Source organism: Lysobacter stagni (assembly GCF_030053425.1).
In the GTDB taxonomy this organism is placed as follows: Bacteria; Pseudomonadota; Gammaproteobacteria; order Xanthomonadales; family Xanthomonadaceae; genus Lysobacter_J; species Lysobacter_J stagni.
Genome location: NZ_JASGBI010000001.1, coordinates 2,186,403 through 2,209,239 on the forward strand (window position 1 = coordinate 2,186,403; position 22,837 = coordinate 2,209,239).

Genomic DNA, 22,837 nt, shown 5'->3' on the forward strand with positions numbered 1-22,837 from the left:
CTCAGCGCCCCGGGCTGCGGTAGATCTTGCCGTCCTTCATCACGAAGTCGACCTTCATCACCTGGTTGATGTCTTCCAGCGGATTGCCGGGAACCGCGACGATGTCGGCGCGCTTGCCGGCCTCGATCACGCCCTGGTCGTCCACACCCAGCACTTCGGCGGCGCGGATGGTTGCCGCCTGCAAGGCGACCGGCGCCGGGATACCGGCCTCGACCATGTAGATGAATTCGCGTGCGTTGTCGCCGTGCGGCCCCACGCCCATGTCCGTGCCGAAGGCGATCTTCACGCCGTTCTTGTACGCGCGCGCCGCGGTGTCCTGGATCAGCGCGCCGATGCGCTGCGCTTTCGGGCGAACCACGTCGGGGAAGTAACCGTCGATCTTGGCCTTGTCGGCGACGAAGCGGCCGGCATAGATCGTCGGCACGTACCACGTGCCCTTCTGCTTCATCAGCGACATAGTTTCCGGCGACATGTACGTGCCGTGCTCGATGGAGGTCACGCCGCCGAGCACCGCACGCCGGATGCCTTCATCGCCGTGTGCGTGCGCGGCGACGCGGTAGCCGTAGTCCTTGGCGGTGTCGACGATGGCCTTCACCTCCTCGACGGTGAACTGCGGCGCGTCGCCGGACTTCGCGTACGACAGCACGCCGCCGGTGGCGGTGATCTTGATGACGTCGCTGCCTTCCTTGTAACGCTGGCGCACGGCCTGGCGGGCATCGTCGATGGAGTTGATGACGCCTTCGGTCGGGCCGGGCGGGCCGATCAGGTGCGAGAGCGCGTCGTTGTAGCCATTGGTGGGATCGGCATGGCCGCCGGTGGTGGCGATGGACTTGCCCGCCGCCCAGATGCGCGGCCCATCGACCAGGCCCTGGTTGATCGCATCGCGCAGGTGCGGACTGACTTCACCGCCCAGGTCGCGCACGCTGGTGAATCCGGCCATCAGGGTTTTCTTCGCGAATCCGACGGAGCGGAAGGCGAAGTCGACCTCGTCCAGCCGGAAGCCTTCCGAGTAACTCTGCGGGCTCGATTCGCTGCCCAGGTGCACGTGCAGGTCGGTCCAGCCGGGCATGCAGGTGTGGCCGCTCAGGTCGACCGCCGTGGCACCGGCCAGTTCGGCCGCTCCACCGCTGACGACGCGCTCGATTTTCCCCTGGCGGACCAGCAGCGTTTGCGGGCCGGCGAGCTTGCCGGTGCGGGAGTCGAACACCTGGCCGCATTGCAGGGCCTGGAGTTCGCCGGCAGGCGCGGCGGTTTCGGCGGCATGGGCGGTGGAAAGGCCGGCCAATACGGCCAGCAAGGCAAGGCAGAGCGGATTGCGCACGTACGACTCCCCGTTGATCGGTCCCCTGGAACGCCGGATTGAAGCACAGGCGCGCCCCGGGACGGCGCGATGCGGCGCGCAGAACGGCCACGACAAGGCCTGCATGGCGGGGGATGTTGCGCTGCGGTAGGCTTGACGGTCTTTCCGAACGTCCCCCGAACGCCGTGTCCGCCGAAGCCGCAACCGAAACCCGTCCCTTCGACCCGCAGGCCATCGAGGCCGATGCGCAGCGATTCTGGGAGGGCACGCGCGCCTTCGAGGTCGCCGAGTCGTCGGACAAGCCCAAGTACTACTGCCTGTCGATGCTGCCGTACCCCTCCGGTGCGCTGCACATGGGCCACGTGCGCAACTACACCATCGGCGACGTCATCAGCCGCTACAAGCGCATGACCGGCCACAACGTCCTGCAGCCGATGGGCTGGGACGCCTTCGGCCTGCCGGCGGAGAACGCCGCGATCAAGAACAAGACCGCGCCGGCGAAGTGGACCTACGCCAACATCGCGCACATGAAGGCCCAGCTGCAGCAGATGGGCTATGCGATCGACTGGTCGCGCGAGTTCGCCACCTGCACGCCGGACTACTACGTGCACGAGCAGCGCATGTTCGTGCGCCTGATGAAGAAGGGCCTGGCGTACCGCAAGAACTCGGTGGTGAACTGGGACCCGGTCGACCAGACCGTGCTGGCCAACGAGCAGGTGATCGACGGCCGCGGCTGGCGCACCGGCGCGCTGGTGGAGAAGCGCGAGATCCCGCAGTGGTTCCTCAAGATCACCGACTACGCGCAGGAGCTGCTCGACGGGCTGGATTCGCTGCCGGGCTGGCCGGATGCGGTCAAGACGATGCAGCGCAACTGGATCGGCCGCAGCGAAGGCCTGGAGATCCGCTTCGACGTCGTCGACGACGCGGGCAGGCCGGTGGAGCCGCTGCACGTGTTCACCACGCGCCCCGACACGCTCATGGGCGTGACGTTCGTGTCGATCGCCGCCGAGCATCCGCTGGCGTTGCATGCCGCGCAGGGGAATGAAGCCCTGGCCGCGTTCATCGCCGACCTGCGCAAGGGTGGCGTGTCCGAAGCGGAACTGGAAACGCAGGAAAAGCGCGGCATGGACACCGGCCTGCGCGCCATCCATCCGATCACCGGCGAGCAGGTGCCGGTGTTCGTCGCCAACTTCGTGCTGATGGGCTACGGCACCGGTGCGGTGATGGCGGTGCCGGGCCACGACCAGCGAGACTGGGAATTCGCCCGCAACTATTCGCTGCCGATCCGCATGGTGATCGTGCCCACGCACATCCGCGATGCGCTGGCCGAAATCGGCCAGCATCTGGCGCAGCACGACGACCCCATGCGCAGCGCGCTGGGCGCCGCGCCGTCGGTGGATGTGTACGAAACCTCCGCGGCCGTGCAGGTGGTGGCGGAGTTCGAGCGCCGCATCGCGGAGGAGGAGTCGTACACCGAACGCGGCTGGCTGGTGAATTCGGGCGAGCTCGATGGCATGGACTTCCAGCAGGCGCTGGACGCACTGGCCGCGCGCTTCGAGGCCGACGGCCGCGGCCAGCGCCGCGTGAACTATCGCCTGCGCGACTGGGGCGTGAGCCGCCAGCGTTACTGGGGTTGCCCGATTCCGGTGATCCTGTGCGCGAAGTGCGGCGACGTGCCTGTGCCGGAAGACCAGCTGCCGGTCGTGCTGCCGGAAGACGTCGCCTTCAGCGGCGTGACCTCGCCGATCAAGTCCGATCCGCAGTGGCGCAAGACCACGTGCCCGCAGTGCGGTGGCGCCGCCGAGCGCGAAACCGACACCTTCGACACCTTCATGGAGTCGAGCTGGTACTACGCGCGCTACACCTCGCCGGGTGCCGCGCAGCAGGTCGACGAGCGCGCCAAGTACTGGACGCCGGTCGACCAGTACATCGGCGGCATCGAACACGCGATCCTGCACCTGCTGTACTTCCGCTTCTACCACAAGCTCATGCGCGACCAGGGCCTGGTGTACAGCGATGAGCCGGCGACCAACCTGCTCACGCAGGGCATGGTCATCGCCGAGACGTTCTACCGCGGACAGAAGGGCGCCGAGGACTGGTTCAACCCGGCCGACGTCGAAGTGATCCGCGACGAACGCGGTCGCATCACCGGCGCGACGCTGAAGGCCGACGGCCAACCGGTGGAGATCGGTGGCGTCGAGAAGATGTCGAAGTCGAAGAACAACGGCGTCGATCCGCAGGTGATGGTCGGCAAGTTCGGCGCCGACACCGTGCGCCTGTTTTCGATGTTCGCCGCGCCGCCGGAGCAGTCGCTGGAATGGAACGAGGCCGGCGTGGAAGGCATGGCGCGCTTCCTTCGCCGCTTCTGGCGCGAAGTGGTGACGCACGCTTCGCAGCCGGACCATCCGGAGGTCGACGCCTCGAAGCTGGACGCCGCGCAGAAGACGCTGCGCCGCCAGTTGCACGAGACCATCCAGAAGGTGGGCGACGATTACGGCCGCCGCCACAGCTTCAACACCGCCATCGCCGCGCTGATGGAACTGCTCAACCATGTCGGCAAGTTCGACGACATGAGCGACCAGGGCCGCGCCGTGCGTCATGAGGCGCTGCAGGCGATGGTGCTGCTGCTCAACCCGGTCACGCCGCACGTCTCGCACGCGCTGTGGCAGGCGCTGGGCCACCCGGAAACGCTGCTGGAGGACGTGCCGTTCCCGGTCGCCGATGCGGCCGCGCTCACGCGCGATGCTGTGACGCTGGCGGTGCAGGTCAACGGCAAGCTGCGCGGCACCATCGAGGTGCCGGTGAACGTGGCGAAGGAAGAAGCCGAGCGCCTCGCGCTGTCCGAGCCGAACGTGGTCAAGTACATGGAAGGCCTGACCGTGCGCAAGGTGATCGTGGTGCCGGGCAAGATCGTCAATATCGTTGCTGCCTGATCCACAAGGCGGATCAAGTCCCGAAGTGTCTTGCTGCATAACCTTCGTGACCCGCGCCTTTGGTGCCATACCCGCCCTTCCGCGCCTGCGGCGCGAACCGCCCCTGACTCAGGGGCCAGGGCAACCGGCTTTCAGCCCCTCTCCCTGCGGGAGAGGGGTTGGGGTGAGGGGCGGCGGAGTGCTCGCGTCGCCGATCGATGTTGCCGCCAAACAGTTGGGATAAGCGCAGTTCGGGTCAGCCTGAGAGGCCGCGCCGGGGCATATCGATCCCCATCTCAGCTGAACCGCGTTGACGCGCCCGCTATTGCTGGGCGCGGGCGCCTCGTCCAGACTTCCCGCATGAGCTTTCGCCTACTGAAACGCGCGGCCCCGGTCGCCCTGGTGCTGGCCCTGTCGGCCTGCGGTTTCCACCTTCGCAACCAACTCGTGCTGCCGCCCGACATGGGGCCGGTGCGGGTGGTGTCGGTGGATCGCTTCAGCCCGCTGGCCGAGTCCCTTGCGCAGGCGCTGACGCGTGCCGGTGCGGTGCCCGCGACCGAGCGGACTCCCGATGCCACCGTGCTCGATCTGCTGTCCGAACGTTGGGGCGATCGCCCCATCGCGCTGGACGAACTCGGTCGCGCGCAGGAGTTCTCGCTGCGTTACGCGGTGACCTTCGAACTGCGCCGCGCCGACGGCACCACGCCGGTACCGCGCCAGACCATCGAGCTGGCGCGCGACTACGTCTCCAACCCCGTGCAGGCCATCGGCACCGAGGGTGAGCGCGAGATCCTGCAAACCGAAATGCGCCGCGAGATGGTCGCCTCCATTCTGCGTCGCCTCGACGCCGTTGCGCGCCATACCTTCAACGCCGCCGAAGCATCGCCGGCAGGCGCCCAGCCCGATGCGCCGCGGGCCGCGGATGCGGTCGAGGTACCGAAGGCCGAAGACGCCCCGACCGCGACCCCGACGCCGACGCCGACGCCGACGCCCTGATGGAACTGCGTCCGGAGCAGCTGGTCGCGCAACTGGGGCTGGACAAGCCCGAACCGGCGCGGCTCGCGCCCGCCTACCTGATCGCCGGCCCCGAACCGCTGCGCGTGCTGGAGGCCGCCGATGCCGTGCGCGCCGCCGCGCGCCGTGCGGGCTTCGCCGAACGCGAGGTGTTCGAGGCCGAAGGCAACCAGCGCGAGCCCGACTGGAATGCGCTGTCGGCCAGCCTCCGCGCACCGAGCCTGTTCGCCAGTCGTCGCCTGATCGAAGTGCGCCTGCCCAGTGGAAAGCCCGGCAAGGAAGGTTCGGAAGTCATCGTCGATTTCTGCGCCGATCCGCCGGCGGACGTCGCCCTGCTGGTCACCGCGGGCGAGTGGAGCAAGCAGCACGGTGGCAAGTGGAGCGAGGCGATCGGCCGCATCGGCCAGATTGCCGTCGCATGGACGATCAAGCCGCACGAATTGCCCGAGTGGATCGAGCGTCGCCTGCGCGCACGCGGTCTGCGTGCCGACCACGCCGCGGTGCAGAATCTCGCCGACCGCGTCGAGGGCAACCTGCTCGCCGCCGCGCAGGAGATCGACAAACTGGCGCTTCTGTCCGACGGGCAGGTGCTGGACAGCCAGCGCATGGACGAACTGGTCGCCGATGCGGCGCGGTTCGACGTGTTCCGTCTGGTCGATGCCACGATGAACGGCCAGGGCGCGCAGGTGTCGCGCATGCTGGCCGGCCTGCGAGCGGAAGGCGAAGCCGTACCCGGCCTGCTGGGCATGATCGTGATGGAACTGCAGCGCGCCGCATCGCTGGCGCGGGTACAGGAACGCGGCGGCAATCTCGCGTCCGAATTCAAGGCGCAGCGCATCTGGGATTCCAAGCAGCCCATGTATCGCCGCGCGCTGCAGCGCCATGCGGCACCGCGCTGGGATGCCTTCGTCGCCGAAGCAGGGCGCGTGGATCGCATCGCGAAGGGGCGTGGGCGCATGGGCGAGGAGCCCGCCGATGCGTGGCTCGCGCTGGAGCGCCTGCTGCTGGCGGTGGCCGAACCGCGCGCCGCGCGCCTGCTCGTCGGCTGACGCGTGGGCGTGATCGCTCCGCGCGTGTATTACGGCGGCACCTTCGATCCGGTGCACGAAGGCCATCTGTCCGTCGCGCGCGAAGTGCGCGACGCGCTGGACGCGACGGTCTTCCTCGTGCCCGCCGCCGATCCACCGCACAAGGACATCACGCATGCCGACGCCGCCGAGCGTGCGCGCATGCTCGACATCGCCGTGGCCGGCGAACCGCGCCTGAAAGTCGACCGGCGCGAACTGCGCCGCGAAGGCCCGTCCTACACGGTCGATACCCTGCGCGAACTGCGCGCCGAACTGGGCCCGGATGCACCCATCGTGTGGATGGTCGGCGGCGATTCGCTGCTGCAGCTGCACACCTGGAACCGGTGGCACGAGCTGTTCGAACATGGCCACGTGCTCGCGGTGGCCCGGCCCGGCGCGGCGCTCGATCCGGCCTCCGTCGGCGCGCTCGCGCCGCAGGTCGAGGCGGAGATCGGTCCGCGTCGGCGGCCTCCCGAGGAGCTGAACAGCGCGCCGGCGGGGGGATTCGCCGTGTTTGCACTGGCGCGGGAGCGTCCTGAATCGTCCACCGAGCTGCGTCGTCGCATCGCGGCCGGCGAGCCGTGGCAGGACGGGGTTCCCGCCGCCGTGGCCGAATACATCCGCCGACACGCCCTGTACGTCCGGGGCGTCACGTCCGCTTCGTTATAATCCACAGGCACCAAGCCCCCGATCCGAGAGCCATCCCCCTTTGAGTACCGAAGCGCAAGTCATCAAGACCCGGCTGCCCAACCCGCCGCCGCCGGTGGACCTCCTGCTGAAGACCGTGCATGCGGCAGTCGAGGAACTCAAGGCCCGCGATGTCACCGAGATCGATGTGCGAGGCAAGAGCAGCGTCACCGACTACATGGTGATCGCCTCGGGCACCTCCACGCGTCACGTGAAGTCGATCGCCGACGAAGTCATCAAGTTCTCCAAGAACCTCGACGTCCAGCCGCTGGGCGTGGAAGGCGAGCGCGAGGCCGAGTGGGTGCTGGTGGACCTGGGCGACGTGGTCGTGCACGTCATGCTGCCGCGCGTGCGCGAGTTCTACGCGCTGGAACGCCTGTGGACCGTCGGTGACCAGCCGCCGGAACTCGAGGACGACGAATTCGAAACCGGCACCGCGAGCCGCCTGTAAGGCATGCCCGCATGAACTCCGCGACGGCGCCCTGGGGCGCCGTTCGCGTTTTGAGGGTCAGGGAATGCGCTGCAGCGGAATGCGCGCCAGCACTTCGTCCCAGGGAAACCGCGGGCCCGGATCGCGCTTGCGACGGACCTTCATGTCGGGATCGTCGGTCGCGGCCACTTCGGTGGTGTCCAGGTCCTCGTGCCCGGCGATGAAGCGCAGCGACGGCAGTTGCGCGTGCAGAACCTGCACGAGCGCGACCAGCGATTCGACCTGCGCCGCGCGGTAGGGCTCGTCCATCGCCTGGTGAGAGGCGGCCAGCCAATCGGGATAACGCCCGCGATTGACCAGCTCCACGCCGATCGCGCGCGCGTTGTATCCGCGCACGTGGTGCGCGACACGATCGATCGCCACGTACTGGTGCACGCTGCCGTCGCGATCGATGTAGTAGTGGCCGCTGTTGCCGGTGCGAGAGCCCTCGTAGAGCTCTTCTTCGCCGAAACGCCGCGCCATCGTCAGGTCCGGCAGCTCCGTGCAGTGAATGACGACGAGATCGATCGCAGCGGCCTCGCGCGCGTCGAGGCGTTCCTGGTAGGGCAGGGGATCGAAGGCGATCGGCAGGGCCGGCGGGTCGGGCAGCATGGGGCCGGATGCTACCATTCGTCCTCCCGCCGGACCGTTCCGAGTCCCGCGAAGGTAAGGCCCGCGACGCCCGCGCCGACCGACCGCCCTGCACGGAGCCGCCATGCAACGTCCACCCGCCGACTCCGAGCTCGGCAAACTGATGGCCACGCTTCCGCGCCCCGGACGGGTGGAGTGGATCGGCCTGCGACCCGCGCGCATGGCGCCGATGGACGAAGTCGGTGAGGTGGTCGCCGAAACCGGCGCCGGACTGGCGGGCGACCGCTACGCCGCTGGCAGCGGCAAGCGCGGCGTCACGCTGATCCAGGCGGAACACCTGCCCGTGATCGCGGCGCTGTCGGGGCATGCGGCCGTGTCGCCGGCGACGCTGCGCCGCAACCTCGTGGTCTCCGGACTGCCGCTGGTGGCGCTGAAGGGCCGGCGCTTCCGCGTCGGCCAGACGCTGCTGGAAGGCACCGACAGCTGCGATCCGTGCTCGCGCATGGAAGCCGCACTGGGCCCGGGCGGATTCAACGCGATGCGCGGCCACGGCGGCCTGTGTGCGCGCATCGTCGAAGGCGGAACGATCCGCGTCGGCGATGCGGTCGTCGCGCTGCCGGACGCGTCCTGATCCACGCACTCCGATCAACCCACTTCTATGTTCCCTCATGCCGGGGGAACGGATTTCCCCACGAATGAGCACACGCGGACACTGCATTCTTTCCCACGGTTTCGAAAGCGGACCCGATGCCACGAAGGTGACGGCGCTGGCCGAGGCCGCGCAGCGCCTGGGCTGGACGCATGAGCGTCCCGACTACACCGACCTGGACGCCAAGCGCGAGGTCAGCGAAGTGGGCGATGTGCCTGCGCGCGTGCAACGCCTGCTCGACCTGGCGAGCGATGCCGCCTCGCGCGGCCCGCTGGTGCTGGCCGGATCGAGCCTGGGCGCCTACATCTCCGGGCTGGTGTCGCTGCAGGTGCCGACGCGCGCGTTGTTCCTGATGGCACCGCCGGTGCGCATGGGCGAAGCGCCGCGCCTTGAGGCCGCGCGCGTGCCCACATCGGTCATCCACGGCTGGAACGACGAGCTGATCCCGGCCGCCGAAGTGGTGGCCTGGTCGTACGCGCGCAGTGCGCGCCTGCTGCTCGTGGACGACAGCCATCGCCTTTCCGACAACGTGCAGACGAGCGCCGACGCGTTCGCCGCACTACTGGCCACGCTCTGACATGAAGTTCTTCGCAAGCTGCGGTAAAGGACTGGAATACCTGCTCGCCGACGAGCTGATGGCGCTGGGTTGCACGCGCGCCACCGCCGCCATCGCCGGCGTCAACGTCGAAGGCACGCTGCAGGACGCGCAGCGCGCCGTGCTGTGGTCGCGCCTGGCCAGTCGCGTGTTGTGGCCCATCACCGAATTCGATTGCCCGGACGAACACGCGTTGTACGCCGGTGTCGCGGCCGTGGCGTGGCCGGAACATCTTGCGCAAGGCCACACGCTCGCGGTGGATGCGCATGTGTCGGGCGAGGCCATCACGCACGCGCGCTACGCCGCGCAGCGCGTGAAGGACGCCGTCGTCGACGTGATGCGGGCCCAGACCGGCACGCGCCCCGACGTGGATGTCGAACACCCGGACCTGCGCCTGAGCTTCGTGCTGCGCAAGGGGCGCGCGGTGCTCTCCATCGACCTGTCGGGCGGTCCCATGCACCGTCGCGGCTGGCGCACGAAGCAGGGCGAGGCGCCGCTTAAGGAAAACCTCGCCGCCGCGGTGCTGATGCGCGGACAGTGGGCCAAGCGTTACGCCGAAGGCGGAGCGCTGCTCGATCCCATGTGCGGCAGCGGCACGCTCCTGATCGAAGGTGCGCTGATGGCGGCCGACGTGGCGCCCGGATTGCAGCGCCATGAGAGCCAGCCGCCCACGCACTGGCGCGGCTTCGACGAAGGGACGTGGCGCGTGCTGGTCGACGAAGCGCGCAGGCGCGAAGCGGCCGGCATGAACGCACTGCGCCCGGCGTTCTTCGGTCGCGATACCGATCCGCACGCGATCCGCGCTGCGCAGGACAACGCCGTGCTCGCCGGGCTGGCGGGCCTGATCGACTTCCGCACCGGCGACGTGCGCTCGCTCGAGGCGAACGCTGTGCTGCGCGAGGGCGACGATGCATCGGCGCCCGTTGCGCCCGGCCTGGTCGTCTGCAACCCGCCCTACGACGCACGTCTGTCGGCCGACCCGGCGCTGTACCGCGCGCTGGGCGATGCGCTCAAGCGCGCGGTGCCGGACTGGCGTGCCAGCCTCCTGTGCGGCGATGCGGAACTCGCCTTCGCCACCGGCCTGCGCGCGCAGAAGAAATACCAGCTGTTCAACGGCGCCATCGAATGCACGCTGATCGTGTGCGAGCCGGTCGCGCCACCGCAGCGTGAGCGTGCCGACGCGCCCCCGGCGCTGTCGGAAGGCGCGCAGATGGTCGCCAACCGCCTGCGCAAGAACCTGCACAAGCTCAAGCGCTGGCGCGAGCGCGAGGATGTGACCTGCTATCGCGCCTACGACGCGGACATCCCCGAATACGCGGCGGCCATCGACGTCTACATCACGGACGAAGCCACGCCGCGCACGTGGCTGCACGTGCAGGAATATGCGGCGCCGGCGGAAATCCCCGAGAACGTGCAGCGCCGCCGCCTCAACGAACTGCTGGCCGCGGTGCGCGAGGTGTTCGCGGTGCCGCGCGAGCAGGTCGCGCTCAAGACCCGCGCGCGCGGCAAGGGTGGCAGCAAGTACGGGCAGATGGATTCGCGTGGCGAGTTTCTCACCGTGCGCGAAGGCGACGCGCGACTGCGCGTGAACCTGTTCGATTACCTCGACACCGGCCTGTTCCTCGACCATCGCCCGATGCGTCTGCGCATCGCGGCCGAGGCGGAGGACACGCGGTTCCTCAACCTGTTCGGCTATACCGGCGCGGCCACGGTGCATGCGGCGGTTGGACGCGCGCGCCTGACCACCACCGTGGATCTGTCGGCGACCTACCTGGACTGGTGCGCCGACAACCTGCGCGAGAACGACATCGGCGGCACCCGTCATCGCCTGGTGCAGGCCGACGCGCTGACGTGGCTGGAATCGGATGGGCTGGAGTACGACCTGATCTTCTGCGATCCGCCGACGTTCTCCAATTCCAAACGCGCCGATGACTTCGACGTGCAGGCCCAGCATGTTCGCCTGCTGAGCGCCGCCGTGGCCCGGCTGGCGCCCGACGGCGTGCTGTATTTCTCCAACAACTACCGTCGCTTCCGCCTGGACGAAGCCGCGGTCGCGGCATTCGCCGACTGCGTGGAGATCACGGCGAAGACCCTGCCGCCAGACTTCGAGCGCGATGCGCGCATTCATCGCTGCTGGCGACTGCAGCGGCGCAGGGGCGGGTGATGGAGGTGCGCCGCCACCGCTGGAAACGCCAGCGCCTGCACGGCGCATGGACGTTCTTCCGGCAGTGGCTGCGCAATCCGCTGCGCACCGCGGCGGTGACGCCGTCCGGAGTGGAACTGGCTGCGGCGATGATCGCCGAGCTGCCCCGGGACGCGCGGCGCGTGATCGAACTCGGGGGCGGCACCGGCGCCATCACGCGTGAGTTGCTCGCGCACGGCGTCCTCGGGCGCGACCTGCTCGTCGTCGAGCTCAACCCGGCCCTGCACAGGCACCTTCAAGCCCGATTTCCGAAGGTGCGCATCGTGCTCGGCGACGCGCAGGACCTGGAGCGCATCGCCAATGACAACGGTTACCTCGGCAATGGCCGGGTCGATGCCATCGTGTCGGGGTTGGGCATGTTGTCGATGGATCGCGACGCGCAGAGCGCCGTGCTCCGCGCTGCGTTTTCCTGCCTCAAGCCGGGTGGGACCTTTGTCCAGTTCACCTATGGGGCGCGTGCTCCGGTGCTCGATGAAGTGGCACGTGACTTGCGGTTGAGCGTTCGCAAGGCGGCATTCGTATTGCGTAACGTGCCGCCTGCGACGGTGTATGTGTACTCGGCGTGAGCAGACCGGATCTTCATTTTGCGTGCACGTTGCGGCGGGTAATGACGAACCGGTCATGACGCTGTCTGGACGAACGTAACGCGCCGCTGTATCGCGCTCCTGCCCGCGCACGATGTGGCGCCGCTTCCTCCTATTCCGACCGCGTGCGTGACGTCAGTCCCCACGTTCGGAGTCCGTCATGAACATGAACGATCGTCCGGAGGCAGACCCGCCACGGCAACAGCAACGCGCATTCGCCGGTTTTCGTCATGGCGCCACGTCGTTCGGCTCGCTGGTGGCGCTGGCGGTTGCATCCCTTCCGACCGATGCCATCGCGCAGGCGTCATGTACCGGCCCGGGCGGGCAGGTGGTCAGCGGTGCGGGATCGTTCGTATGCGGTTCCAACGCGACGGCATCGTCGGCGGGCGGTAACGCGACCGCATTCGGCAATCAGACCTCGGCGACCGGAACCGGCGCGACCGCGCTCGGCGCGGGTGCGAACACGAATGGCGTGCAGGCCAGCGCGATCGGCACGCAATCGCAGGCCAACGGTCTGGGCGCGACCGCCGTTGGTGCGCAGTCGCATGCGAACGCAAGCGGTGCGCTCGCCGTGGGTGGCTTCGTCGACCTCGACGGCGATGGCGTGGTCGACGCGAACGAGAGCACCACCGCGAACTTCGCCAACGCGACCGCCGTGGGTAACGGCGCGCAGGTGAGCGGAGCGGGTGGGTCGGCATTCGGCAATCAGAGCCGTGCTGGGACCAGTGCGACGGCGCTCGGCAACGGCAGCCAGGCACTGGGCGCGAACACCCTTGCCGCCGGATTCAACAGCCAGGCCGCCGGCCCCGGCGATGTCGCCCTCGGTGGCAACGCACGCGTGCTGGCCGACAGCAGCACCGCTGTGGGCGACAGCGCGCTGATCGTCGCCGGTGCAGTGCAGTCCACCGCCGTCGGCGCGAGCGCGACGGTGTCGGCCACGCAGGGCACGGCGCTGGGTTTCGGCACGGCCATCACTGGCGCGCAGGGCACGGCGCTGGGCGAGGGTTCGAGCGTCTCGGCGGCCGGTGCGGTCGCCCTCGGCGCCGGCTCTGCCGCCGATCGCGTCAACACGGTCTCGGTCGGCACGGCGAGTGCGCAGCGACAGATCGTCAACGTGGCTGCCGGCACGCAGGGCACCGACGCGGTCAACCTCGACCAGCTCAACGCCGCTGTCTCGGCAGGCTCGGGCGAACTGCGCTACTTCCAGGCCGACGGTCTCGACGACGGTACCGACAACGCCTCCACGACGGGTCAGTTCAGCCTCGCCGCCGGCAGCGCGGCGAATGCGAACGGCCCCGGCGCCACCGCGCTGGGTTCCAGCAGCACGGCAACGGGCGAAGCAGCCATCGCGGTGGGCGCGTTCGCGCAGGCGACGGCCGACCAGACGCTGGCCGTCGGCACGGGCGCGCAGGCGACGGTGATCGGCGCGCAGGCGTTCGGCATCGGCGCGAACGCGGGTGCCGACCGAGCACTGGCTGTCGGCGGCGGTTCGCAGGCGACCGGCGCGACGAGCATCTCGGTCGGCAACGAGGTCGTCGCCAGCGGACGAAGCAGCGTCGCGATGGGGTACCGCACCTCCGCCACCAACACATTGACCACTGCCATCGGCGGCTGGAACGACAGCAACGCCGACGGCATCGTCGACGCGAACGAAGTCACCACGGCATCGGGAGAGGGCGCCATCGCCATTGGACCGGCCGCGCAGGGATCGGGACAGGGAACGGTGGTGATCGGCGCGAACAGTCAGGCGACCGCACAGGCGAGCACGGCGGTGGGCACGACGGCCATCGCGACGGGTCTGGGCAGCGCGGCGTTCGGCTTCGACTCCCAGGCCACGCAGCAGGCCGCCCTGGCACTGGGTGGTGGATCGCGTGCAACGGCCACCAACAGTACCGCCGTGGGTACGCTGGCGCAGGCGCAGGCGAACAACACCATCGCCATCGGCTTCCAGTCGCTTGCCGTCGCGACCGACAGCGTCGTGGTCGGCACGAACGCGCAGGTCGCCGCAGCGGGCATCAATGGCATTTCCATTGGCAACAACAGCCGGGTGAATTCGCTCAACGGTCTGGCGCTGGGCACGGGTGCGATCGTCGCCGCCACCGATCCCGGCGGCACTGCCGTGCAGAACGGCATCGCCATGGGCAACAACAGCCGCGCCAACAATTCCGATGCGACGGCGGTCGGCACCAATGCCATTGCCAACGGTCAGAACAGTGTCGCGTTCGGTACCTCGTCCAATGCGCAGGGGCCGCAGGCCAGCGCCATCGGCCAGAACGCGCGCGCCATCGGCAGCAATTCGGTTGCGCTGGGCACCTCGGCGCTGGCACAGGGCAACGTGAGTACGGCGCTGGGACAGAACGCCACGGCGACTGGTTCGCTGAGCGTGGCGCTGGGTCAATCCGCCGACGCGACCGCAAGCGAAGCGCTCGCGGTGGGCAACAACGCGCAGGCGACGGCGGCCAACGCGACGTCGCTGGGGCGTTCTGCGAATGCATCGCAGACGGGAGCCCTGTCGCTGGGGGCCGATTCGGCCGCCAGTGCGGTCGACGCGTTCGCGGGCGGTCGCGGCAGCACTGCAACGGGTGCGGGCAGCATTGCGCTGGGCGCGGCGAGCTTCGCCGCTGGCCCGGGCGACACGGCCATCGGTCGCAACGCTCGCGTCAACGCCGACCAGAGCACGGCGGTCGGCGAGAACGCGACGATTGCCGTGGGCGCATTGCAGGCCTCCGCCTTCGGCGCCAACACCAACATCACCGCATCACAGGGCACGGCACTTGGATTCGGCAGCAGTGTCACCGCCACCAATGCGGTCGCACTCGGCGCGGGCAGTGTCGCCGATCAGGCGAACACCGTGTCCGTGGGCACGGTCGGAGGCGAGCGTCGCATCGTCAACGTGGCTGCCGGCATCGCGCCGACGGATGCAGTGAACGTCAGTCAGCTGACCACGGCGGTGGGCGAAAGCACACGCTACTTCAAGGCGGTCGGCCTCAACGACGGCACGGACGACGCGGTGGCCGCGGGCAGTTCGTCCATCGCGAGTGCGCAATCGACGACGGCGGTTGGCTCGTTCGCCATCGCCGATATGGAAGGCGCCACGGCCTTCGGTACCGCCGCGCAGGCGCGCGGGCCCAACGCGCTGGCGCTGGGCGGCTTCTCGGTCGCCACACAGGAAGCGACGCTCGCCGTGGGCAACCAGGCGCAGGCGACCGCGCTCGGCGCGCAGGCGGTGGGCAATTTCGCCACCGCCAGCGGCCAGTCGAGTGTCGCCGTCGGTGGCGCGGCGAACACTTCGGCTCAGCGCGCCATCGCAGTGGGCAACTTCTCCAGTGCGCAGGGTGCCGATTCCCTCGCCATCGGCACGCAGGCGCTGATCGCGCCCGCCGCTTCGAGCGGCATCGCCATTGGCGACCGGGCTGCGGTGAACTCCGCCAATGGTCTGGCGATCGGCGCGAACGCCGCGGTCGCGGCAGTCGATCCGGGCGGTACGGCGGTCAACAACGGCATCGCGATCGGCAACAACAGCCGTTCGAACAACACCGATGCGACCGCCGTCGGTGCCAACGCCATCGCCAACGGGCAGAACAGCGTTGCCTTCGGCACCGGTGCGCAGGCCGTGGGGCCGCAGGCCAGCGCAATCGGCCAGAACAGTCTCGCGCAGGGCAGCAACTCGGTCGCGCTCGGTACTTCCGCGCGCGCGACGGGCAACGTCAGCACCGCGCTCGGCCAGAACTCCATGGCCACCGGTGCGTTGAGCGTGGCACTGGGCCAGTCCGCCGATGCAACAGCAAGCGAAGCGCTGGCGGTGGGCAACAACGCGCAGGCCACGGCGATCAACGCCACGTCGGTAGGGCGCAATGCCAACGCCTCGCAGCAGGGTGCGCTGGCACTGGGTTCCGATTCTGCCGCCAGCGCGGTGGACGCGTTCGCCGGCGGGCGAAGCAGCAACGCGGTCGGCGCAGGCAGCATCGCGCTGGGCGCGGCGAGCTTCGCCGCAGGTCCCGGCGACACGGCCATCGGCCGCAACGCACGCGTCAACGCCGACCAGAGCACGGCGGTCGGCGAGAACAGCACCATCGCCACCGGCGCGCTGCAGGCGTCAGCGTTCGGCGCGAATACCAGCGTCGGTGCGGTGCAGGGAATGGCACTCGGCTTTGGAAGCAGCGCGACCGTGCAGGGCGCGGTGGCGCTGGGTGCGGGTGCGGTATCCAATCGCACCGTCGCGCCGGCCAGCGGATCGATCCCGGTCGGGTCGGGTGCCATCGAATTCGACACCACCGACAAGACATTGCTCGGCGCGGTGTCGGTGGGAACCGGTACCGCCTACCGCCAGATCACCAACGTGGCGGACGGAACGCAGGCGCAGGATGCTGTGACGCTGCGGCAGCTGCAAGGCGCGCTCGGCTCGCTGTCGAACACGAACACCCTGTACTTCCACGCCAATTCCACGGCGGGCGATTCGCTGGCGATCGGCGCCGAGTCGATCGCGGTCGGCCCGCTCACCGTGGTCAACGGCGACAACGGCATCGGCATCGGCAACGCCGCGACGGTGGACATCGCCGCCCCGGGCGGCATCGCCATCGGGCGTGAATCCAGCGTGCTGCTGGCCTCGGGCGTGGCGATGGGCACGCAGGCGCAGGCCAACGCGGAGCAGGGCGTGGCGTTGGGCGCGGGCGCGCAGAGCAACCACGCGCTGAGCGTCGCGCTGGGCTCGGCTTCGCAGACGAGCGTGGGCGCGCAGACCGGCTACACGGCGTTCGGACTGACCGCGCCGCAGAACTCCGTGGGTGAGGTGTCCATCGGCAGTGCCGGTGAAGAGCGCAAGCTCACCAACCTGGCGGCCGGTAGCGCCGACACAGATGCGGTGAACGTCGCGCAGCTGCGTTCGGTGCAGGCCGTCGCCAGCGACGCGTTGCTATGGGACCCCGCGGCCAACGGCGGGGCAGGCGCGTTCTCGGCCAACCACCTGGGCGTGGGGCCAAGCCGCATCACCAACGTGGCTCCGGGGGTGATCGGCGTGGGCAGTCTGGACGCGATCAATGGCGCCCAGTTGCTGGCCTCGATGCAGCAGGTGAGTTCCGTGTTCGTCGGCAACACTTCCCTGCTCGGCGCCGGTGGCGTGCTGGAGAGGCCGCAGTTCGTGCTGGACGGCAACATTTTCAATGATGTCGAGTCCGCGCTCGTGTTCCTCGATGGGCGCGTGGATTCGATCGATGGAGGCGGCGGTGCGGATGCGCGCTTCACTGCCCAGGACGCCGCGCCGGCATCGGCGGCCGCCACGAATTCGGTCGCGGCCGGCAGCAACGCACAGGCGAACGCGGCCAACAGCGTCGCGCTCGGTGCGAACTCGGTGGCCGACCGGGCCAACACGGTGTCGGTGGGCTCCGCCGGTAACGAGCGCCAGGTCGCCAACGTCGCCGCCGGCAGCGCCCCGACGGATGCGGTCAACGTGCAACAGATGCAGGCGCAGTCGATCACCACGATCAACCAGGCCAACGCCTACACCGACCAGCGCGTGCAGGAGATCGTCGCCGTGCCGATGCAGGCGATCGAGGACCTGCGCGGTGAAGTGAATGACGAGTTCCGCCACACGGACCGGCGCATCAACCGGCAAGGCGCGATGAACGCGGCGATGGTGCACATGGCTTCCAGCGCGGCGAACATCCAGACGATCAACCGCGTGTCCGTCGGTGCGGGCTATTCCGAGGGCGAGGAAGCGCTTGCGGTGGGCTACCAGCGCCAGCTCAAGCGCAACGTGTCGCTGTCGCTCGGCGCTGCCTTCAGCGGAAGCGAGCAGTCGGCTGGCGTGGGTTTGGGCATCGGCTGGTGATGCCCGGAAACGGACGGGTCCGTTCGAACCGGACGGACCCGTCGCGGTGCACGGTCAGGGCCGGGCTAGGTCAGTGGGAACGCTGGGTTCCGGCTGGCCTGCCGTCATTTCGCCGGCCTCGAACACCCGCCGGTACGTGGCTTCGTCGATGCGCTGGATGCGCTGGATCGTGCACGGCAGTTCCAGTCCGGTGTGCCCGCCACCGAGCGGAACCACCGCATCGCCGAGATCGCCACAGATGCGACCGTCGGCGGTGACCGGGTCGCTTGCGGTGTCGGGGTTGTAGCCGCGACCGGAACCGAGCGGCGAGGGGCGCAGGCCTTCGCGGAAGCCCAGATAGGGCTCGCGCTTGAGGTCGCGGCAGCTCGCGTTCAACCGGATGTCGTAGTAGCGCTTGCCCAGGCTCTTCACGACCATGCGCTGATCGTCGACGACGCCCCATTCCATCACGTCGCGGGCGACCAGGCAGTCGCCGATCGGGCGGATGGGTGCGGATCGTCTCGCCGACTGCTCCGGCTGGGTTGCCAATGACGCGCTCGCACCCAGGCTCAGCGTGACGGCCAACAGAGTTGTGATCGATGCCTTCATGGCAGCCTCCAGCGCGTGGAAACGCTTGAGCCAACGTGGGTCTGGCGCGGTTAATCTGGCATGAACCCTGCGGGTCGCGTAGCCGTTTGCCGACGCACGGTCGCGGCGGCGTAACCGTCCGTTCCAGTGGCGGTACTGTCGCTCGCCGTGAGCGGCCCGCACCTTGTGGCATCGACCTCCGAGGAACCGCCATGAACGCCCCTTCTCCTGCCGCCCGCATCGGCCGCCTCCTGCGCGGCATGCCCGCCTCCGATGGTGCGGGCGTCAAGCTGACCCGCGTGATCGGTTCGCCCGAACTGGAGATGCTCGATCCGTTCCTGCTGCTGGACGAATTCGGCACCGACCGGCCCGACGACTATCTCGCCGGTTTTCCCGATCATCCGCATCGCGGCTTCGAGACGGTGACCTACATGCTCGACGGCCGCATGCGCCACAAGGACAACCACGGCAACGAGGGCGTCCTGGTGCCCGGCAGCGTGCAGTGGATGACCGCTGGCAGCGGCCTGGTTCATTCGGAGATGCCCGAGCAGCAGGAAGGCCGCATGCGCGGTTTCCAGCTGTGGGTGAACCTGCCCGCGCGCGAGAAGATGACGCGGCCGCAGTACCAGGAATACGCACCCGACCGCATTCCGCAGTTGCAGCCGGCCGACGGTGTGCGCGTGAAGGTGATCGCCGGTCGCGTGGGCGACGTCGATGGCCCGATCCGCCAGCCCGCGACCGACCCGGTGTACCTGGATATCGAGCTGGCACCGCACGCTTCGTGGCACTACGAACTGCCCGAAGGCCACAACGCCTTCGCGTATGCGTTCGAAGGCGAGGGCTCGGTGGGCGAGGGCGATGACGCGCGTGCGCTGTCGGCGCAGCAACTTGCCGTGCTGATCGGCGGGCCGCGCGTCGTGATGACCGCGGGTGCGTCGGGCTTGCGCCTGATCGTCGTGGCCGGTCGCCCGTTGCGCGAACCCGTCGCGCGCTACGGCCCGTTCGTGATGAACACGCGGGAGCAGATCATGCAGGCCTTCGTCGATTTCCAGGAAGGACGCTTCTGAGGAGGGTGACCTGATGGCCGCGCGCGAACATCGTTACCGCATCACCGTCGAGCACATCGGTGCGCCGCGCGAGGACATCGCGCTGCATGCACCGCTGACGTTCGAGGACGGCAACCACGACGACCTGTTCCGCATCGTCGATCTGCAACGCGGCAGCGGTCGTTTCGCCAGCGAGGACGAAGCCGCCGCCTTCGCCATTGGCCTCAAGCTGGTGAGCGAGGCGGTGCTGCGCAACCGCGACGATCCGCTCCTGCAGCAACTCAGGTCGCCACTGGGCGACTTCATCCGCCAGCTCAAGGCCGCGGCGAGCACGGGATGACACGGAAAGGCCACGCCGGAGCGTGGCCTTCCGCAGGGATTCGCGTCAGCGCGAAGTTGCGCCCGTGTCCTCTCCCAGCCATCGGTAGATCACCCCGCCCAGCAGACCGCCGGCGATCGGTGCGATCCAGAACAGCCACAGCTGCGACATTGCCACCGAGCCTGCGAACACGGCCACGCCGGTGGAGCGCGCCGGGTTCACGGAGGTGTTGGTCACGGGAATGCTGATCAGGTGGATGAGCGTCAGGGCCAGGCCGATGGCGAGGGGTGCGAAACCAGCGGGGGCCTTGGGGTGCGTCGCGCCGAGGATGACGACCAGGAACATCGCCGTCATGACGATCTCGCACAGGAAGGCCGCGTTGAGGCTGTATCCGCCGGGCGAGTGACTGCCGAAGCCGTTGCTGGCAAATGCGCCGGCGGCGTTGGGATCGACCGCGAAGCCCGGTGCGCCGGCAGCGATGTGCCACAGGATGAAGCCCGCGAGCAGTGCGCCGAGCACTTGCACGACGATGTACGGAGCCAGGTCGCGCGCGGGAAAACGTCCCGCTGCCCACAGTCCGAAGCTCACCGCGGGATTGAAGTGACCGCCGGATATGTGGCCCAGCGCGTACGCGCCGGTGAGGACCGTGAGGCCGAACGCGAGCGATACGCCGAGCAGTCCGATGCCCAGGGGATTGCCATCGCCACCGAAATTCGCGGCCAGTACCGCGCTGCCGCAACCGCCCAGTACCAGCCAGAACGTGCCGATGAACTCGGCCGCGAGACGCTTGATCATGCTGCCTCCTCTTCTTCCTTGCGAAAGTGACGGAATCAGCCCGGGTCGTACTGCCAACCCCCGCCCCGAGCGGCGCTGTTGCAGTCTGCATGGCCCCGCCGCAGGGCAGGGACCGGCCAAGTCTTGGGCATGCGGGTGCAGTGCGCGTGAAGGCAGCGCCTGCGGGAGCGCGACGCGCGGTTGCGCGCGTGCGCGGCCCGGCATCGAAGCCGGGCCATTGCGGGTCGAACGCTTACTTGCTGCTCAGGCGCGTGGTGGGAAAGCGGATCGCCTGGGCCTGGTTGATCGCGCCCGACAACTGCGGGGCTTCCGCCTGCAGCCAGATGTGCGCGAGGCGACCATCGGCCAGCTCGACCACCGTCTCACGTACCTCGACGTTGGGCTTGAGCGCGAGCTCGCCCTTGTACCAGTACATGCTCAGGCCATCGATCACGCCGGCCTCGGCGCGATTGCCGCGCTTGGGCTCGAACGTCGCCTTGCGCGAGATGTAGAGCCCGAACGCCTCCGACCCGTCCGCACGCAGGGCGCGGCAGAAATCCGCGTCACCGGTGCTCTTGGCCTCCCAGGCCAAGCCCGAGTCCGCGGGCAGTTCCGGACAGTTCCCCTGTTCCTGCGCGTTCGCATTCGCCCCAAGACCGGCGAGCACGAGCAGGGCCGACATACGCCATGCCGTCGTTTTCACGACTAACCCCCTGTGTGGTTGCCAAACACCCCTTCAGCGCGACCGGGAAAACATGACGCTTTGCCCGATCTGGCTCGAACATAGTCCAGATTTCGGCACTTGACAAATAACCATGCTTAATAGGCGCATGGCCGGACTTATGAATCACGGCCAGCCATGTGCGGGGCTAATGGCCCTCAGCGCTCGGGCAGGGGGATGAACTCGTCGTCGCCGGGGACCTTGCCGAAGCGCCCGTCCTGCCAGTCCAGCTTGGCCTGCTCGATCCGTTCCCTGGAACTGGAGACGAAGTTCCACCACAGGTGGCGCGGGCCATCCAGCGGCTCGCCGCCCAGCAGCATGGCCTTCACGGGCGTGCGTGCGCGCAGCCGGTGTCGGGTGCCGGGGTCGAGCACGATCAGGTGCATCGCGGGGATGTCGGCGCCGTCCAGCTGGGCCTCTCCCTCCAGCACGTAGAGCGCGCGCTGCGGATGCGAGTCGTCCAGCGGCAGTTCGGCATCGGCATCCAGATCGATGGCGACGTAGAGCGTGTCCGCATACACGCGCACCGGCGACTCCTCGCCGTAGCCGCGGCCGGCGACCACGCGCAGCCAGCTGCCGTCGCGGCGCTGCTGCGGCAGGGTGGCGGCGGGGTGATGGAAGAAGCCAGGGTCGGCTTCCTCGTCGGAGCGCGGCAGCGCGACCCAGGTCTGCATGCCGTGCAGCGGATGTTCGTGCGCACGCAGCGTGGCGGGCGTGCGCTCCGAGTGCGCGATGCCGCGGCCGGCCGTCATCCAGTTCACGTCGCCGGGATTGATGTCCTGCAGGCTGCCCAGCGTGTCGCGGTGCGTGATGGTGCCCGACCACAGGAAGGTCACCGTCGCCAGGCCGATGTGCGGATGCGGACGCACGTCGATGCCGCGTCCGGGTTCGAACACGGCCGGCCCCATGTGGTCGACGAAGACGAACGGGCCGACCGAGCGCGCCTGGATGCTGGGCACGGCGCGTCGCACCTGGAAGCCGCCGAGATCGTGCACGCGGGGGGAAACGATGGTGGTCATGTCCGGTTCCTCGTGGGGGCATCGCTAGCGTCGCACGGTCGCATCCTCCGTGCGTGACGCGGTGGGTGTCGTCTACGGCACGGCCTGTTCCACGCGCACGGTGGCGACCGGTGCCGCGTCGTGGGTCAGCCGCAGCAACGAGATGCGCAACCCGTCCGCATCGGTGGGCCAGCGTGCGGAGGCACGCAGCGTCAGGTCCTTCGATGCGCCCGCGCGCTGCAGTTGCAGCCGCACCTGCGCATCGCCTGCATGGATGCATTGCACGTCCGGCGGGCAGCGCGAGTCCTCGAAGGTGCCCACGTAGCGCAGCCGTGCGTCGCCGGGAAGCGCGACCGACTGGCCCGGGTGGAGTTCGGCGTCCATCGGCAGGCGCGCGGGCGTCGTCGCGCAGCCGTTCAGTACCAGGGCGGACAGCAGCAGGGCGATGGTGGCTTTCATCGTGGATACGCGAAGGAACATGCCGCCAGTCTAGCGGCCACCCGGTGTGAAGCGG

18 protein-coding genes and 3 pseudogenes are annotated in these 22,837 nt (G+C 68.9%); 14 read left to right on the forward strand and 7 right to left on the reverse strand.

The window, feature by feature from the left end:
- Position 1: 1 nt before the first annotated feature.
- A complete protein-coding gene (locus tag QLQ15_RS10205; protein ID WP_283212682.1) occupies positions 2 to 1,321 on the reverse strand; it encodes a metal-dependent hydrolase family protein in 1,320 nt (439 codons plus the stop codon).
- A gap of 164 nt (positions 1,322 to 1,485) precedes the next feature.
- Between QLQ15_RS10205 and leuS the strand changes: the two genes are divergently transcribed.
- The 5 genes from leuS (at position 1,486) to rsfS (ending at position 7,431) form a co-directional block, all read left to right on the forward strand.
- Positions 1,486 to 4,233 carry a leucine--tRNA ligase gene (gene leuS / locus QLQ15_RS10210; RefSeq protein WP_283212683.1) on the forward strand — a complete coding sequence of 916 codons (2,748 nt, stop codon included), beginning with the start codon at positions 1,486 to 1,488 and terminating at the stop codon, positions 4,231 to 4,233.
- 339 nt (positions 4,234 to 4,572) lie between these two features.
- Positions 4,573 to 5,208, forward strand: a complete 636-nt coding sequence (locus QLQ15_RS10215) for an LPS-assembly lipoprotein LptE (protein WP_283212684.1) — start codon at positions 4,573 to 4,575, stop codon at positions 5,206 to 5,208.
- A complete protein-coding gene (gene holA, locus QLQ15_RS10220; protein ID WP_283212685.1) occupies positions 5,208 to 6,275 on the forward strand; it encodes a DNA polymerase III subunit delta in 1,068 nt (355 codons plus the stop codon). The genes QLQ15_RS10215 and holA overlap by 1 nt, the downstream gene beginning before the upstream one ends.
- Positions 6,276 to 6,284: 9 nt before the next feature.
- Entirely contained in the window at positions 6,285 to 6,962 is a 678-nt protein-coding gene (gene nadD, locus QLQ15_RS10225; protein ID WP_283212686.1) for a nicotinate-nucleotide adenylyltransferase, read from the forward strand.
- A gap of 40 nt (positions 6,963 to 7,002) precedes the next feature.
- On the forward strand, positions 7,003 to 7,431 hold the full coding sequence (gene rsfS, locus QLQ15_RS10230; protein ID WP_283212687.1) for a ribosome silencing factor: 429 nt from the start codon (positions 7,003 to 7,005) through the stop codon (positions 7,429 to 7,431).
- Positions 7,432 to 7,488: 57 nt separating this feature from the next.
- On the opposite strand, the gene QLQ15_RS10235 is transcribed toward rsfS, so the two are convergent.
- Positions 7,489 to 8,058, reverse strand: coding sequence for an N-acetylmuramoyl-L-alanine amidase (locus tag QLQ15_RS10235; protein ID WP_432277851.1), 570 nt, complete (start codon positions 8,056 to 8,058; stop codon positions 7,489 to 7,491).
- 106 nt (positions 8,059 to 8,164) lie between these two features.
- Between QLQ15_RS10235 and QLQ15_RS10240 the strand changes: the two genes are divergently transcribed.
- From QLQ15_RS10240 to QLQ15_RS18355, 7 genes and pseudogenes are all read left to right on the forward strand, one after another.
- Complete coding sequence (locus QLQ15_RS10240) at positions 8,165 to 8,671, forward strand: MOSC domain-containing protein (RefSeq protein ID WP_283212689.1); 507 nt, start codon at positions 8,165 to 8,167, stop codon at positions 8,669 to 8,671.
- A 64-nt stretch (positions 8,672 to 8,735) separates the two neighbouring features.
- Positions 8,736 to 9,266 carry an alpha/beta hydrolase gene (locus tag QLQ15_RS10245; RefSeq protein ID WP_283212690.1) on the forward strand — a complete coding sequence of 177 codons (531 nt, stop codon included), beginning with the start codon at positions 8,736 to 8,738 and terminating at the stop codon, positions 9,264 to 9,266.
- A 1-nt stretch (position 9,267) separates the two neighbouring features.
- Positions 9,268 to 11,448 (forward strand): bifunctional 23S rRNA (guanine(2069)-N(7))-methyltransferase RlmK/23S rRNA (guanine(2445)-N(2))-methyltransferase RlmL, encoded by a 2,181-nt coding sequence (gene rlmKL / locus QLQ15_RS10250; RefSeq protein WP_283212691.1) that lies wholly within the window; start codon positions 9,268 to 9,270, stop codon positions 11,446 to 11,448.
- Positions 11,448 to 12,053, forward strand: a complete 606-nt coding sequence (locus tag QLQ15_RS10255; RefSeq protein ID WP_283212692.1) for a class I SAM-dependent methyltransferase — start codon at positions 11,448 to 11,450, stop codon at positions 12,051 to 12,053. The genes rlmKL and QLQ15_RS10255 overlap by 1 nt, the downstream gene beginning before the upstream one ends.
- A 184-nt stretch (positions 12,054 to 12,237) precedes the next feature.
- Positions 12,238 to 17,163: pseudogene (locus QLQ15_RS10260) on the forward strand (beta strand repeat-containing protein); the annotation flags it as partial.
- 174 nt (positions 17,164 to 17,337) lie between these two features.
- A pseudogene (locus QLQ15_RS18350) lies at positions 17,338 to 17,541 on the forward strand (trimeric autotransporter actin-nucleating factor BimA); the annotation flags it as partial.
- 216 nt (positions 17,542 to 17,757) lie between these two features.
- Positions 17,758 to 17,898 (forward strand): annotated as a pseudogene (locus QLQ15_RS18355) (YadA-like family protein); the annotation flags it as partial.
- A 54-nt stretch (positions 17,899 to 17,952) separates the two neighbouring features.
- Here the strand turns inward: QLQ15_RS18355 and QLQ15_RS10265 are convergent.
- Positions 17,953 to 18,486, reverse strand: coding sequence for a DUF6491 family protein (locus QLQ15_RS10265; RefSeq protein WP_283212694.1), 534 nt, complete (start codon positions 18,484 to 18,486; stop codon positions 17,953 to 17,955).
- A 191-nt stretch (positions 18,487 to 18,677) separates the two neighbouring features.
- Here QLQ15_RS10265 and QLQ15_RS10270 point away from each other — a divergent pair, with 191 nt between their 5' ends.
- Together QLQ15_RS10270 and QLQ15_RS10275 are read left to right on the forward strand one after the other, a co-directional pair.
- Positions 18,678 to 19,532, forward strand: a complete 855-nt coding sequence (locus tag QLQ15_RS10270; protein ID WP_283212695.1) for a pirin family protein — start codon at positions 18,678 to 18,680, stop codon at positions 19,530 to 19,532.
- A 13-nt stretch (positions 19,533 to 19,545) separates the two neighbouring features.
- Positions 19,546 to 19,851 (forward strand): DUF3861 domain-containing protein, encoded by a 306-nt coding sequence (locus tag QLQ15_RS10275; protein ID WP_283212696.1) that lies wholly within the window; start codon positions 19,546 to 19,548, stop codon positions 19,849 to 19,851.
- A 45-nt stretch (positions 19,852 to 19,896) separates the two neighbouring features.
- On the opposite strand, the gene aqpZ is transcribed toward QLQ15_RS10275, so the two are convergent.
- The 4 genes from aqpZ to QLQ15_RS10295 form a co-directional block, all read right to left on the reverse strand.
- A complete protein-coding gene (gene aqpZ / locus QLQ15_RS10280) occupies positions 19,897 to 20,625 on the reverse strand; it encodes an aquaporin Z (protein ID WP_283212697.1) in 729 nt (242 codons plus the stop codon).
- A gap of 232 nt (positions 20,626 to 20,857) precedes the next feature.
- Positions 20,858 to 21,286: a hypothetical protein gene (locus QLQ15_RS10285; RefSeq protein ID WP_283212698.1), complete on the reverse strand. Its 429-nt coding sequence runs from the start codon at positions 21,284 to 21,286 to the stop codon at positions 20,858 to 20,860.
- A gap of 197 nt (positions 21,287 to 21,483) precedes the next feature.
- The gene (locus QLQ15_RS10290; protein WP_283212699.1) at positions 21,484 to 22,344 is read right to left on the reverse strand and encodes a pirin family protein; all 861 of its coding nucleotides are present in this window, start codon (positions 22,342 to 22,344) and stop codon (positions 21,484 to 21,486) included.
- 72 nt (positions 22,345 to 22,416) lie between these two features.
- The gene (locus QLQ15_RS10295) at positions 22,417 to 22,782 is read right to left on the reverse strand and encodes a hypothetical protein (protein WP_283212700.1); all 366 of its coding nucleotides are present in this window, start codon (positions 22,780 to 22,782) and stop codon (positions 22,417 to 22,419) included.
- Positions 22,783 to 22,837: the final 55 nt, after the last annotated feature.

What these genes read in the sequence shown, in the direction of transcription:
- QLQ15_RS10290 (WP_283212699.1), bottom strand. Translation starts at nt 22,344, where the DNA reads ATGACCACCATCGTTTCCCCCCGCGTGCACGATCTCGGCGGCTTCCAG.
- QLQ15_RS10245 (WP_283212690.1), top strand. Translation starts at nt 8,736, where the DNA reads ATGAGCACACGCGGACACTGCATTCTTTCCCACGGTTTCGAAAGCGGA.
- QLQ15_RS10275 (WP_283212696.1), top strand. Translation starts at nt 19,546, where the DNA reads ATGGCCGCGCGCGAACATCGTTACCGCATCACCGTCGAGCACATCGGT.
- QLQ15_RS10255 (WP_283212692.1), top strand. Translation starts at nt 11,448, where the DNA reads ATGGAGGTGCGCCGCCACCGCTGGAAACGCCAGCGCCTGCACGGCGCA.
- QLQ15_RS10215 (WP_283212684.1), top strand. Translation starts at nt 4,573, where the DNA reads ATGAGCTTTCGCCTACTGAAACGCGCGGCCCCGGTCGCCCTGGTGCTG.
- QLQ15_RS10265 (WP_283212694.1), bottom strand. Translation starts at nt 18,486, where the DNA reads ATGAAGGCATCGATCACAACTCTGTTGGCCGTCACGCTGAGCCTGGGT.
- QLQ15_RS10240 (WP_283212689.1), top strand. Translation starts at nt 8,165, where the DNA reads ATGCAACGTCCACCCGCCGACTCCGAGCTCGGCAAACTGATGGCCACG.
- aqpZ (WP_283212697.1), bottom strand. Translation starts at nt 20,625, where the DNA reads ATGATCAAGCGTCTCGCGGCCGAGTTCATCGGCACGTTCTGGCTGGTA.
- rlmKL (WP_283212691.1), top strand. Translation starts at nt 9,268, where the DNA reads ATGAAGTTCTTCGCAAGCTGCGGTAAAGGACTGGAATACCTGCTCGCC.
- QLQ15_RS10295 (WP_283212700.1), bottom strand. Translation starts at nt 22,782, where the DNA reads ATGAAAGCCACCATCGCCCTGCTGCTGTCCGCCCTGGTACTGAACGGC.
- QLQ15_RS10270 (WP_283212695.1), top strand. Translation starts at nt 18,678, where the DNA reads ATGAACGCCCCTTCTCCTGCCGCCCGCATCGGCCGCCTCCTGCGCGGC.
- QLQ15_RS10285 (WP_283212698.1), bottom strand. Translation starts at nt 21,286, where the DNA reads ATGTCGGCCCTGCTCGTGCTCGCCGGTCTTGGGGCGAATGCGAACGCG.
- holA (WP_283212685.1), top strand. Translation starts at nt 5,208, where the DNA reads ATGGAACTGCGTCCGGAGCAGCTGGTCGCGCAACTGGGGCTGGACAAG.